Genomic DNA, 12,594 nt, shown 5'->3' with positions numbered 1-12,594 from the left:
ACGTACGCGAAGTTCCCGAAGCCCTTCTTGAGGGCAAGTTCGCGTACGGCCGCGTACGAACCCGCGAAGCCGATTCCCGCGATGACGAGCGCACCGGCGACGACCACGCCGATGAGAATCCGGTGCATCCGGGTGAGCTGAATGGGCGCGGACACCCGTACTCCCCTCCCCTTGCGTGTTGTTCCTTGCGTGTTGTTGCGCGCAACAGGGTGGCACATGTGTATGGCGTACGGGTGGGCGGTAGCCAAGGAGCCCGGTCCCCGCAGGACCCGGGCCCCGTCAAATGCGCTGGAACACCTACGAGTTGCGCCGCCGAAGCGGCCGCGATGTCAGCTCTTCGCGGCCGCGGACTTGGAAGGCGAAGCACCCTTGGAGGTCGACTTCGAAGGGCTCGGGGACTTCGACGGCTTCGCGGACTTCGAGGCGGAGGCGGACGGGGACGCCGACTTCGAGGGCGCGCCGGACCGGTCGGGCGCGCCGCCCGACCTGCTGCCGTCCCGGTTCGCGGTGGCCACCGCGGCCACCACCTCCTTGGCGGCCTTCTCGGCGGCCTTCGTCAGGTCGTCCGCGCCGGGCGCCTTGTCGCCGGCCAGACCGGCGCCGTTGTAGTCGAGCGTGATGACGACGTTCTCGACGCGCGTCACGACCGTCTGCTGCTTGAAGGTGCCTTCCTTCTTCTTCAGGTCGTAGTGCACCGCCGTCGACGTGTCGCCGGCCCCGGACACCGGCGCCGAGCCGGAGCCCTTCGCCCCGGTCACCGTCTGCGCGTCCTTGACCTGCTTCTCGTAGTAGGTCTGCGCGAGCTGGTTGCCCTCGCCGCGGGCCGCGTCCGAGTCGAAGCGCAGCAGGGAGACGTTCAGCCAGCGGAACTGCGAGCCCTTGACGCCCTTGTTGTCGAGGCTGTTCCAGGAGCAGTTGCCGCGGTTCGCGGCGTCGTTCGACTGGCCCGCCTTGGCCGACTTCAGACCCTTCGGGACGAGCTCGTCCAGCGTCTTCTTCGAGAGCACCGAGCAGGGGTTGGGCAGCGTCGCGTACGCGGCCTCCTTGACGGCGTTCGCGGTGGCGTCCGGTGATCCCGCCGCACTCGTGCCGGTACTCGGCTTCGCGTCGCCGGAACCGGAGCCGGAGCCCGAGTCCGAGCCGGAGTCCGAGGAACAGCCGGCGGCGACGAGCATCACCGGGACGGCGGCTGCGCTGACAAGGATGCGGGTGAGTCGCGGGGCTCGGCCTACTCGCTGTGCTGGTCGGTGCATGGTTCCTTCACTCGTGGCGCTCGTGGTGCGGCCGCACATGGAACGTGCGGCCGGTCGGGTCCGAGGGGCCACGGTACGCGGTGGGCAGCCGCGTGTTTCCGGTTCCAGGGGTTCTCGGGGGAGCCCCGGACGCCCCCGCGGGGCCCCTAGTCGGTGAACCTGTCGACCAGCTTCTGGGCCAGATTCCGTGCCTTGTCCTGCATTTCCTTGCTGTCCGGGGCACCGGCGGAGGCGGTCGGCTGCTCGGCGTACTCGACCGTCACGATCACGTTGGACGTGCGGAACACCACAGTCACCGTGCGCTGCTGGGTCGTCGAGGAGGCCGAGTTGAGCTTGTCGTCGAGGAACGCCTCGTCGCCCACGGAGTCGAGGCGGCGGGGCTGGAGGTCGGCCGGGGTCCCGCTCGTACCGGCGGAGGGGGCGCCGCCGCCGGTGACGGGAGTGGACGCGGAGGAGGACGGGGTGGGGGCCCCGCCGCCGCTGCCGGTGGGGGAGCCGGAGCCGGAGTCGGAGCCGGTGGCGGACGGGCTGCCGGTGGCGGAGGCGGTGGCCGGATCGGCGGGCGCGGGGAGGTCGGCCGCTGCCTCCTTGGCCGCGTAGATGTTCTGGGCGCGGGCGTCGTCGCTGATCGCGTTGTCGTACGAGACCACGCGCTCGAAGTCGACGAGGAGATGGTCGGTGGCGTCGGTCGACTCCACCTTCCAGCCGCAGCCGACGCGGCGGTCGGTGTCGTAGGTGAGGGTGGCCTCGCCCTCGTACGCGGTGTCGCGCTGCTCCTGGTCGGTGATCTGCCTGATGCCGGGCAGCAGCGAGTCGAGGCTGTCGTGGCTGACGGCCGCGCAGGCCTCCGGCAGCGTGCGGTACTTGCCCGGCTGGGCGGCCGGGGTGGTCGCGCCGACGTCACCCGGCTTGGGGTCCGCCGTGGTGTCCCCGCTTCCCGAACCGCCGGTGCAGCCGGCCAGCAGGGCCGCGAGGAGCACGGCGGTCCCGGGGACGTACGCCTTCCGCTGCACGGTGAGGCTCCTCTCGACGGACTCCGGGGCCCGTGGCCCGGGAGGTCCTGTGGTGCTGTCCTGTGGTTATTCGGTTGCCGTGTGGGGGCGGCTCCCGCAGACAATGTGTATCGCACGCACTGCCGTGGACGCCGGTCCGTTGTCCCTTACGTCGACCTTGGCGCTGCTTTTGCGTTGTATGACTTTTGTTGCTTTCCGGGGGAATGGGGATGTTATGTCGTACGTGGAGATGCCGGGCGCGCAGGTACCCATCCGTATGTGGGCCGACCCGGCGTCGGTCGAGGACGTCGCGCTGCGCCAGCTGCGGAACGTGGCGACGCTGCCGTGGATCAAGGGCCTCGCCGTGATGCCGGACGTGCATTTCGGGAAGGGTGCCACGGTCGGGTCGGTCATCGCGATGCGGGACGCGGTGTGCCCGGCGGCGGTGGGCGTCGACATCGGCTGCGGGATGTCCGCGGTCAGGACGTCGCTGACCGCGGGCGACCTGCCGGGGGATCTGTCCCGGCTGCGGTCGAAGGTCGAGCAGGCGATCCCGGTGGGGCGGGGGATGCACGACGCGCCCGTCGAGCCCGGCGACGTGTACGGACTGGCCGCGGCGGGGTGGGACGACCTGTGGGGGCGGTTCGACGGGATCGCGGATGCCGTGAAGTTCCGGCAGGAGCGGGCCGCGAAGCAGATGGGGACGCTGGGCTCGGGCAACCATTTCGTCGAGATCTGCACGGACACGACCGGTTCCGTCTGGCTGATGCTGCACTCCGGTTCGCGGAACATCGGCAAGGAACTGGCCGAGCACCACATCGGCGTCGCCCAGAAACTCCCGCACAACCAGGACCTCGTCGACCGTGACCTGGCGGTCTTCGTCGCGGACACCCCGCAGATGGCGGCCTACCGCAACGACCTCTTCTGGGCGCAGGAGTACGCGAAGTACAACCGCACGATGATGATGGCGCTCCTGAAGGACGTCATCCGCAAGGAGTTCAGGAAGGCGAGGCCGACCTTCGAGCCGGAGGTCAGCTGCCATCACAACTACGTCAACATCGAACGCTACGAAGGCATGGACCTGCTCGTCACGCGCAAGGGCGCCATCAGCGCCCGCGCCGGGGAGTTCGGCATCATCCCGGGGTCGATGGGGACGGGCTCGTACATCGTGAAGGGCCTCGGCAACGAGAAGTCCTTCAACTCGGCGTCGCACGGCGCGGGCCGGCGCATGAGCCGCAACGCGGCGAAGCGCCGCTTCTCGACGCGCGACCTGGAGGAGCAGACGCGGGGCGTCGAGTGCCGCAAGGACTCCGGCGTCGTCGACGAGATCCCGGGCGCGTACAAGCCGATCGAGCAGGTCATCGAGCAGCAGCGCGACCTCGTGGAGGTCGTGGCGAAGCTCAAGCAGGTCGTCTGTGTGAAGGGCTGAACCGTGCACAAGGGCCCGGGCCGTTGCCGGTCCGGGCCCTTGTGCACGAGCGCACGGGACTACTTCGCGTGCATCACCGCGTAGATCATCACGAACGCCACGATGTGGATGCCGAAGAGGAAGTACGCGAGGTAGTACCAGACCATGCGTTCGTTCTTCTTCTCCTCGGCCAGCCGGCGTCGCTCCGGGGAGAGCGCGTCCGGCGTCTCGTCCGGCATCACAGCTCCCGGTGGACCTTCGTGTTGGAGGCCTGGGCGCGGGGGCGCACCACGAGAAGGTCGATGTTGACGTGGCTGGGGCGGGTGACCGCCCAGGTGATGGTGTCCGCCACGTCGTCGGCGGTGAGCGGCTCGGCCACGCCCGCGTACACCTTCTCCGCCTTCTCGGTGTCGCCGCCGAAGCGGGTCAGCGCGAACTCGTCCGTCTTGACCATCCCGGGCGCGACCTCGATGACACGGACCGGGGTGCCGACGATCTCCAGCCGGAGGGTCTCGGCGAGGACGTGCTCGGCGTGCTTGGCCGCGACGTAGCCGGCGCCGCCCTCGTAGGTGCCGTGGCCGGCGGTGGAGGAGAGCACCACCACCGTGCCGTCGCCGCTGGAGGTGAGGGCGGGGAGCAGGGCCTGGGTGACGTTCAGCGTGCCGATGACGTTGGTCTCGTACATCTGCCGCCACTCGGCCGGGTCGCCGGTGGCCACCGGGTCGGCGCCCAGCGCGCCGCCCGCGTTGTTGACCAGGACGCCGATCGTCCGGAAGGCCGTGGCGAACTCGTCCACCGCCGCGCGGTCCGTGACGTCCAGCGTGTACGCGGCGGCCTGGTGCCCCGCCGCGTTGATCTCCTCGGCCAGCGCCTCGATGCGGTCCTTGCGGCGGGCGGTCAGGACGACGCGGTAGCCGGCCGCGGCGAGCTGCCGGGCCGTCGCCGCGCCGATGCCGCTGCTCGCGCCGGTGATGACGGCGATGCGGGAGGAGGCGGAGGGCGCGGCGGACGTCATGAGCTGCTCCAGAGGCGTACGGCGTACGGCCGCGCGCACGTCGGGGTGCGTGCACGGGCGTACGGCATGCGGTGGTCGGTCCTGGCCAGGATAGGCAGGCGGCCGTCGCGCGCGTCGGGTCCGTCCGCTCCCCGGGCGGGCCGTCTCAGCGGCCGCCGCGCGGCACGTACATGATCACGGCCATTCCGGCGAGACAGATCAGCGCGCCGGTGATGTCCCAGCGGTCGGGGCGGTAGCCGTCCGCGACCACGCCCCAGACGAGCGAGCCGGCCACGAAGACGCCGCCGTACGCGGCGAGGATGCGGCCGAACTCGGCGTCCGGCTGGAGCGTGGCCACGAAGCCGTAGACGCCCAGTGCCATGACGCCGGCGCCGATCCAGAGCCAGCCGCGATGCTCGCGGACGCCTTGCCAGACGAGCCAGGCGCCGCCGATCTCGAAGAGCGCGGCGACGACGAAGAGGGCCACGGAACGGACGATCACCATGCGGTCACTTTCGCACGGGCGTTGCGCGCGGCCGCCGTCACCTGTTGGAGGGCGCCTGTCGGCGGCCAGGGGTGGCATACATCGGGTGACCTGATGAGCGTTCTGGGTGTTCCGAGCGAAGGAAGTGACGGCATGCGGATTCTCTCTGCGGTGGGCGCGATGGGTGCGGGAGCGGTCTTGGTGATGGCCGGGGTGTGCCCTGCGCGGGCCCTCTCCCCGGAGGCCGACCTCGCCTACCACGGCTCCGTGGCCATGGCGGCCGGGCTCTTCGACCTGCGGCTGACCCCGCAGAACCACGGCCCGAGCGCGGTCGCCGAAGCGACGGTCCGGCTGCGCTGGTCGGCCCCGCTCGCGGACCGGCAGGTGCTGCCGGGCGGCTGCGCGCGCTCGGGCGGGCGCAGCGTGGTGTGCCGGACGGGGGAACTGCCGGCGGACGGGCTGGGGGTTCCGATCGAGCTGGCGGTACGGCTGCGGGACGCGCCGTCCGAGGTGACGCTGGAGATCGACACGGTGTGGGGCGGCGGCGCGGTGGACCGCAACCACGCCAACGACCGGCAGCGGGTGCTGGCGCTGGACACGGGTGACTCGTACGCCTTCTAGAGCGGCGGCGGGGGAGTGTGCCGGGCGCCGTGACGGGTCGAACGTCGCGGGGGTGTTCGCATCCCGGGTCGCCGAGGCGTTCGCCCTGGACGGGCGGCCGGGACGCGCGCCCGGCCGGCGGAGGGCGGTCCGCGGGGCGGGCGGTCCGCGGGGCGGGTGGTCCTTGTCACCCGGGGCGGGAGCGGCGCCCGCGGGGGCCAGGGGTGGAGCGGCGCCGCGCCCGGGGAACGGGGCCGGAGCGGCGCCCGGGGGAGGTGGGGCCGGGAATAGGTCGGCGGCGGGCGTCGTTTGCGAGTAAAGTTGAATCGTAAACAACCTGGAGGGCGAGCGACCATGCAGTTCGGGATATTCACCGTCGGCGACGTGACACCGGATCCGACCACCGGCCGGTCACCGAGCGAGCACGAGCGCATCAAGGCCATGGTCGCCATCGCGCAGAAGGCCGAGGAAGTCGGCCTGGACGTCTTCGCGACCGGTGAGCACCACAACCCGCCGTTCGTGCCCTCGTCGCCGACCACGATGCTCGGCTACGTGGCGGCGCGCACCGAGAACCTCATCCTGTCCACCTCCACCACCCTGATCACCACCAACGACCCGGTGAAGATCGCCGAGGACTTCGCGATGCTCCAGCATCTGGCGGAGGGCCGGGTCGACGTGATGATGGGCCGCGGCAACACCGGGCCGGTGTACCCCTGGTTCGGACAGGACATCCGCCAGGGCATCAACCTCGCCATCGAGAACTACGCGCTGCTGCACCGCCTGTGGCGCGAGGACGTGGTGACGTGGGAGGGCAAGTTCCGTACGCCCCTCCAGTCGTTCACCTCGACTCCCCGGCCGCTGGACGGCGTGCCGCCGTTCGTCTGGCACGGCTCGATCCGCTCCCCGGAGATCGCCGAGCAGGCCGCGTACTACGGCGACGGCTTCTTCCACAACAACATCTTCTGGCCGGCCGACCACACGCAGCGGATGGTCGAGCTCTACCGCGAGCGGTACGCGCACTACGGGCACGGCACCGCCGAGCAGGCCATCGTCGGCCTGGGCGGTCAGGTCTTCATGCGGCACAACTCGCAGGACGCCGTACGGGAGTTCCGGCCCTACTTCGACAACGCGCCGGTGTACGGACACGGGCCGTCCATGGAGGAATTCACCGACCAGACGCCGCTGACCGTCGGCTCTCCCCAGCAGGTCATCGAGAAGACGCTGGCCTTCCGGGAGTACGCCGGTGACTACCAGCGCCAGCTGTTCCTGGTGGACCACGCCGGACTGCCGCTGAAGACCGTGCTGGAGCAGCTCGACCTGCTGGGCGAGGAGGTCGTTCCCGTCCTGCGCGAGGAGTTCGCCAAGAACCGTCCGGCCACGGTGCCGGACGCCCCGACCCACCAGGCCCGCGTGGCCGCCGCCCGGGAGGTGACCGTCGCATGAGGCTCGTCGTCGTCTCGGCGGGGCTGAGCGTCCCGTCGTCCACCCGGCTGCTGGCCGACCGGCTGGCGGCGGCAACCGTCCGGGAGAGCGCCTCTCGCGTCGAGGTGGTCGAACTGCGCGACCTGGCCGTCGAGATCGCGCACCACTTCACCAACGGGTTCCCCGGGCGGGCCCTGGGCTCCGCGCTCGACGCCGTGACGGCGGCGGACGGCCTGATCGTCGTCACGCCGGTGTTCTCGGCGTCGTACAGCGGCCTGTTCAAGTCCTTCTTCGACGTGCTGGACAAGGACGCGCTCGCCGGGAAGCCGGTCCTGATCGCCGCGACCGGCGGCTCGTCCCGGCACTCCCTCGTGACCGAACACGCCCTGCGCCCGCTCTTCGCCTACCTGCGCGCCGTCGTCGTACCGACCGCGGTGTACGCGGCGTCCGAGGACTGGGGCGCGGAGGGACTGGCCGAACGGATCGACCGGGCGGCCGGGGAACTGGCGGCGCTGATGACGGGACTCGCGGCGGCGGCTGCCGGTACGGCGACGGCCGGGGTCGGTACCGACGGTGCCGAGGTCGCGGTCGGTGCTGGGGTCGCGGCGGGCGCTGAGGTCGCCGAGGATGCCGAGGGCGCCGGGGTGGTGCGGCGGGCCGGTGCGGCGCCCGCTCCGAGGGCCCCCGTTCCGGCGAGGACCGCCCCGACCCGGACTCCTTCGGCCAGGACCGTGCCTGTGCGTGCCGTACCCGTGCCGAGCGCGTCCGGCGGAGGCTTCGAGGTCGTCCCTTTCGAGCAGCAGCTCGCGGCGCTGCGACCGTAGGCGAGCGGGCCGGTGCCGCCGATGGCGTAGGCGCGGCGCGGCGGTGACACGCGCTTCGAGCGCTTCACCCGGCACACCTCCACCGGCACGTCCCTGGTCCGCCGGACCGTCCTGGCATACGGGACAGAGTGGCCCCGCGAGGTAGGGGCCCGCGCGGGGAGGGGTGAGATCCGGGTAAGAAGCCCACGCTCACCTGGCCCATCGGGTGGTGGGCGGCCGGGGGCTTGGCAGACTGGGGAGGTGCCCCAGACTGTGCTGCTCGCCGAGGACGACCGTGCCATCCGCCATGCCCTGGAGAGGGCGCTGACGCTGGAGGGCTACGCGGTGACGGCCGTCGCCGACGGCGTCGAGGCGCTGGCGCAGGCCCACCGCACTCCACCGGACATCCTGGTCCTGGACGTCATGATGCCCGGCATCGACGGACTCCAGGTGTGCCGCGTGCTGCGCGCGGAGGGCGACCGCACCCCGATCCTGATGCTCACCGCCCTGGTCGAGACGGCCGACCGTATCGCGGGCCTGGACGCCGGCGCCGACGACTACGTGGTCAAGCCGTTCGACGTGGAGGAGGTGTTCGCCCGGCTGCGGGCGCTGCTGCGCCGTACGAGCCCGGTGAACGGCGCTCCCGCCGCCGCACCGGAGGTCGCCTCCGCCCCGGCCCCGGCCCCGGTGCCGGCGTCCCGGGAGACCCTGGGCCAGATCTCCGCGGCCGGGCTGCACATGGACGTCCAGGCGCGTCGCGCCTGGCGCGGGCAGCGCGAGCTGGAACTCACCCGCACCGAGTTCGAACTGCTCGAACTGCTCGTCCGCAACGCGGGCATCGTCCTCGACCACGCCACGATCTACGACCGCATCTGGGGCTACGACTTCGGACCCGGCTCCAAGAACCTCGCCGTCTACGTGGGATACCTGCGGCGCAAACTCGACGGGCCGGGGGCGCCGGCGCTGATCCACACGGTGCGGGGCGTGGGGTACGTCCTGAGGGAGGACTGAGTGCCCCCGGGATGGCTCACGGGGCTGCGGCCCCGGCGGCTGTCCTCCCTCCGGGCGACCTTCACCCTGTCCTTCGCGGCGGCGGCCGCCGTGGTCACGGTCCTCGTCGGGTTCCTCAGCTACGACGCCGCGGCCCGGCTGGTGCGCGTGGACCAGCAGACCGTCTTCGCCGAGGTCGTGCAGGACCTGCGCGGCCAGGTGCGGGAGACGCCGCTCGACCCGGGTGACTTCTCGTCCTCCGACCCCGACCACGACGGGCCGCTCGACGACATCATCCGGCCCAGCCGGACGGATGTGCAGGTGCTCGGGCGCGACGGGGCGGTCGCCGACCGAGGAAGACCGGTCCTGCCCGTCGTCGCGGGCGACCGGCGGATCGCCGGGTCCCCGGCCGCGGGTACGTGGGTGGAGCACCGTGAGGTGGACGTCGGAGGGGACCTCTACCGGGTGGCCACGGTCGCGCTCGGCGGCGGGCGGGGCGCGGTGCAGGTCGCCCAGCAGTTCAGCGACACGGAGGATCTGCTGCGGGACCTCCAGCAGCGGACCGTGCTGCTCGTCGGCGCGGTGGTGATCGCGGCGGGGCTGTTCGGATGGTGGCTGGCGCGGCGGATCACGCGACGGCTGGTGCGGCTCGCGGGGGCCGCGGAGGACGTGGCGCGCACCGGGCGGCTCGGCATCCAGGTGCCGGTCGCCGGATACGACGAGGTGGCGCGGCTCGGCCGCTCCTTCGACCGGATGCTCGGGCGTCTGGCCCGGTCCGAGGAGGACCAGCGGCGGCTGGTCCAGGACGCGGGGCACGAACTCCGTACGCCGCTGACCTCGCTGCGTACGAACATCTCGATGCTCCGGCGCATCGACGAGCTGCCGCCCGGCGCCCGGGAGGAACTGGTCGCCGACCTCGCCCAGGAGTCCCGTGAACTGACCGATCTCGTCAACGAACTGGTGGCGCTCGCCGCCGGGCAGTCCGACACCGAGCCCGTGCAGCGGATCGATCTCGCCGATCTCGCCGAGGACGTCGCGATCGTCGCGCGGCGGCGCAGCGGGCGGGACGTCGTGGTGCGGGTGAGTGGGGACACGGCGGTGGACGGGCGTCCGACGGCGTTGCAGCGAGCGGTGTCGAATCTGGTGGAGAACGCGGTGAAGTTCGACCGGGACGGGAAGGTGCCGATCGAGATCGCGGTCGCGGGGCCGGTACGGATGCGGGTCGGTACGGGTTCCGCTGGTGCTGGTTCCGGTGGTCCTGGTCTTGGTCCTGGTGTCGGTAACGGCGTCGGTACCGGTGCCCTGCGTCCGGGCAATGTCCGGATCGAGGTGCTCGACCGGGGGCCGGGTCTTGCCGAGGGGGATCTCGTGCGGGTCTTCGACCGTTTCTATCGTGCGGCCGACGCGCGCAGTCTGCCCGGGTCCGGGCTCGGGTTGTCCATCGTGCGGGAGGTCGCCATGGCGCATGGCGGGGCGTCGTTCGCCTTCCGGCGGGAGGGAGGAGGGGCGGTGTTCGGGTTCACGGTGAGCGGCACGGGTGACCGTCCTCCGCCCGATTCCTGACCCCGGGGTTCAGCCGACGTGGACGCGGGGCCGGCACGTGGGGTCCGGTTCGGCCTCGCGGAGGACCTCCCGGGTGACGGGAGCGACCTCGCCCTGGCCGAAGAGGAAGAAGCGCAGGAAGTTCGCGAAGGGATTCCCCTCGGTCCACTCGAAGTAGATGTGCGGAGTGCGCCGCGTGCTGTCCCGGACGTGGAGGAGCAGCGCCGCGAGCGCGTTGGGCACCGACGACGACTCCAGCGTCAGCACGCGATAACGCCCGTGCAGCACCTCCCCCCGTACCGTGAGCCCCGTCTCGAACTCGGACGCGTCGAGGACGGTGACCTCGACGAACACGAAGTCCTCCGTGCCGGGGACGTCGTTGTCGGCGCGGATCTGTTTGATCTTCTCCCGGTACTCGCCGATGTCACGGCTGTCCGGCTCGTTGGCGATGAAGCGGATCCGACGGCTCGCGATGTCGCGGACGAAGCGTTCGGCCATGGCGTCGAGGGTCACGCTGGTCACGCGCAGCTCGAAGGCGCGGGCGAGCCGCGAGAGGAGCGAGACGAGGATGATGCCGGCGATGAAGCAGGCGCCGATCTTGACACCGTCGGGACGCTCGATGACGTTGACGACGGTCGTGTAGAGGAAGACCACGGAGATGACGGCGAAGGCGACGGTCCAGTTGCGCTGGCCGGCCTTGCGGGCGGCGATGGTCACCGCGATCGCCGCGGAGCTGATCAGCACCAGCACACCGGTGGCGTACGCACCGCCCTGGGCGTCGACGTCGGCGTCGAAGATCCAGGTGACCAGGAAGGCGACCAGGGTGAAGACGATCACCATGGGTCGGACGGCGCGCGCCCAGTGGGGAGCCATGCCGTAGCGGGGCAGGTAGCGGGGCATCAGGTTGAGCAGTCCGGCCATGGCCGAGGCGCCGGCGAACCACAGGATGGCGATCGTCGACACGTCGTACACCGTGCCGAAGACGCCGCCGAGGTACTCGTGCGCGAGGTACGCGAGCGCGCGGCCGTTGGCCCGGCCGCCCGACTCGAACTCCTTCTCCGGGATGAGCACGGTGGTGATGAAGCTGGTCACGATCAGGAACACGCTCATGATCAGCGCGGCCGTGGTCAGCAGCTTCTTCGTGCCCCGGATACGGCCCGCGGGGCTCTCCTCGGTGTCCTCGGGGTCGCCCTCGACGTGCGGCATGACGGCCACTCCGGTCTCGAAGCCGGACAGACCGAGCGCGAGCTTCGGGAAGACCAGCAGGGCCACCCCGATCATCGCGAAGGCGTTCCCGTGCTCCGCGGTCAGGGCCGTGCCCCAGTCGGTGACCACATGTGCCTCGGTCGCCACGTGCCACAGCCCGGTCACCGCGACCACCACGTTGAGCACCAGGTAGATCCCCACGAGGACGACCGCGACGCCGATCGCCTCCAGGAAGCCCTTGAGGAAGACGGCACCGAGCAGGGCCACCAGGATGAGTGTGATGAGCATCTGCCGGTCGTGCAGGGCGTTGGTGAGGTGCGGGTTCTCGACGAGGTGGGTGGAGGCGTCCGCGGCCGAAAGGGTGATGGTGATCAGGAAGTCGGTGGCGGCGAAGCCCAGCAGGGTCAGGACGAAGAGCTTGCCCTTCCAGAACGTCAGCAGCCGTTCCAGCATCGCGATCGAACCCTCGCCCCGGGGGCTCTCCTCGGCCACCCGCCGGTAGACGGGCAGCGCGCCCGCGAGGGTGACGACGACGAGCACGACGGTCGCCACCGGGGACAGCAGTCCGGCGGCCAAGGCCGCGATGCCGGGCTGGTAGCCGAGGGTGGAGAAGTAGTCGACGCCGGTGAGGCACATGACGCGCCACCACCGCTGCCCCCTGTGCCCGGGCTCAGGCGCGGCGGGCTCCGGCACCCGGCGGCCCTTGCCCATGTCGGACAGGCCCTCCAGCATCCACGCCCGCAAGCGGCTCGTGGGGGCGTGCTCGGTGCTGGCCATCGGCGTGCTCTCCTGACGTGCGGCCCTTCGGTTTCTCTTGGTGCTTGGTGCCTGGTGTCTGGGCGCTTGAGTGCCCGGGTTCCGGAGTCTCCGGCCGTCGAGGAGACGGCGCGATCCGCCCAT

At 71.3% G+C, this 12,594-nt stretch carries 13 protein-coding genes; 6 read left to right on the top strand and 7 right to left on the bottom strand.

The window, feature by feature from the left end; all coding sequences use genetic code 11:
- The 3 genes from ABZV34_RS29690 to ABZV34_RS29680 all read right to left on the bottom strand — a co-directional run.
- Positions 1 to 155, bottom strand: a 155-nt coding sequence (locus ABZV34_RS29690; RefSeq protein ID WP_356283219.1) for a DUF2637 domain-containing protein, incomplete at its 3' end; no start/stop codon positions are given.
- Between the two features lie 174 nt (positions 156 to 329).
- The gene (locus ABZV34_RS29685) at positions 330 to 1,253 is read right to left on the bottom strand and encodes a DUF3558 family protein (RefSeq protein WP_356283204.1); all 924 of its coding nucleotides are present in this window, start codon (positions 1,251 to 1,253) and stop codon (positions 330 to 332) included.
- A gap of 146 nt (positions 1,254 to 1,399) precedes the next feature.
- A complete protein-coding gene (locus ABZV34_RS29680) occupies positions 1,400 to 2,266 on the bottom strand; it encodes a DUF3558 domain-containing protein (RefSeq protein WP_356283202.1) in 867 nt (288 codons plus the stop codon).
- Between the two features lie 214 nt (positions 2,267 to 2,480).
- On the opposite strand from ABZV34_RS29680, the gene ABZV34_RS29675 reads away from it, so the two are divergent.
- Positions 2,481 to 3,674, top strand: coding sequence for an RtcB family protein (locus ABZV34_RS29675; protein ID WP_356283199.1), 1,194 nt, complete (start codon positions 2,481 to 2,483; stop codon positions 3,672 to 3,674).
- 59 nt (positions 3,675 to 3,733) lie between these two features.
- Here ABZV34_RS29675 and ABZV34_RS29670 read toward each other — a convergent pair whose 3' ends face one another.
- The 3 genes from ABZV34_RS29670 to ABZV34_RS29660 form a co-directional block, all read right to left on the bottom strand.
- Positions 3,734 to 3,892, bottom strand: a complete 159-nt coding sequence (locus ABZV34_RS29670; RefSeq protein ID WP_356283196.1) for a hypothetical protein — start codon at positions 3,890 to 3,892, stop codon at positions 3,734 to 3,736.
- Positions 3,892 to 4,668: an SDR family NAD(P)-dependent oxidoreductase gene (locus tag ABZV34_RS29665; protein ID WP_356283216.1), complete on the bottom strand. Its 777-nt coding sequence runs from the start codon at positions 4,666 to 4,668 to the stop codon at positions 3,892 to 3,894. Before ABZV34_RS29665 ends, ABZV34_RS29670 begins: the two co-directional genes overlap by 1 nt.
- A 145-nt stretch (positions 4,669 to 4,813) precedes the next feature.
- Positions 4,814 to 5,152: a YnfA family protein gene (locus ABZV34_RS29660; protein WP_356283195.1), complete on the bottom strand. Its 339-nt coding sequence runs from the start codon at positions 5,150 to 5,152 to the stop codon at positions 4,814 to 4,816.
- 132 nt (positions 5,153 to 5,284) lie between these two features.
- Between ABZV34_RS29660 and ABZV34_RS29655 the strand changes: the two genes are divergently transcribed.
- The 5 genes from ABZV34_RS29655 to ABZV34_RS29635 all read left to right on the top strand — a co-directional run bounded on the left by ABZV34_RS29655 (position 5,285) and on the right by ABZV34_RS29635 (position 10,509).
- Positions 5,285 to 5,752, top strand: coding sequence for a hypothetical protein (locus ABZV34_RS29655; RefSeq protein WP_356283192.1), 468 nt, complete (start codon positions 5,285 to 5,287; stop codon positions 5,750 to 5,752).
- 333 nt (positions 5,753 to 6,085) lie between these two features.
- Positions 6,086 to 7,174, top strand: a complete 1,089-nt coding sequence (locus ABZV34_RS29650) for an LLM class flavin-dependent oxidoreductase (protein WP_356283189.1) — start codon at positions 6,086 to 6,088, stop codon at positions 7,172 to 7,174.
- On the top strand, positions 7,171 to 7,977 hold the full coding sequence (locus ABZV34_RS29645) for a CE1759 family FMN reductase (RefSeq protein WP_356283186.1): 807 nt from the start codon (positions 7,171 to 7,173) through the stop codon (positions 7,975 to 7,977). The genes ABZV34_RS29650 and ABZV34_RS29645 overlap by 4 nt, the downstream gene beginning before the upstream one ends.
- A gap of 252 nt (positions 7,978 to 8,229) precedes the next feature.
- On the top strand, positions 8,230 to 8,967 hold the full coding sequence (locus tag ABZV34_RS29640; protein WP_356283213.1) for a response regulator transcription factor: 738 nt from the start codon (positions 8,230 to 8,232) through the stop codon (positions 8,965 to 8,967).
- Complete coding sequence (locus ABZV34_RS29635) at positions 8,968 to 10,509, top strand: HAMP domain-containing sensor histidine kinase (protein WP_356283183.1); 1,542 nt, start codon at positions 8,968 to 8,970, stop codon at positions 10,507 to 10,509. It abuts the gene before it with no gap.
- 9 nt (positions 10,510 to 10,518) lie between these two features.
- Here ABZV34_RS29635 and ABZV34_RS29630 read toward each other — a convergent pair whose 3' ends face one another.
- Positions 10,519 to 12,471 carry an amino acid transporter gene (locus tag ABZV34_RS29630; RefSeq protein WP_356283180.1) on the bottom strand — a complete coding sequence of 651 codons (1,953 nt, stop codon included), beginning with the start codon at positions 12,469 to 12,471 and terminating at the stop codon, positions 10,519 to 10,521.
- Between the last annotated feature and the right edge of the window lie 123 nt (positions 12,472 to 12,594).

The sequence above is a fragment of the Streptomyces sp. NPDC005195 genome, from assembly GCF_040608315.1.
Lineage (GTDB): Bacteria > Actinomycetota > Actinomycetes > Streptomycetales > Streptomycetaceae > Streptomyces > Streptomyces kaempferi.
The sequence above is the reverse complement of the archived record's forward strand: the minus strand, read 5'-3'. Positions and strand labels throughout refer to the sequence as shown.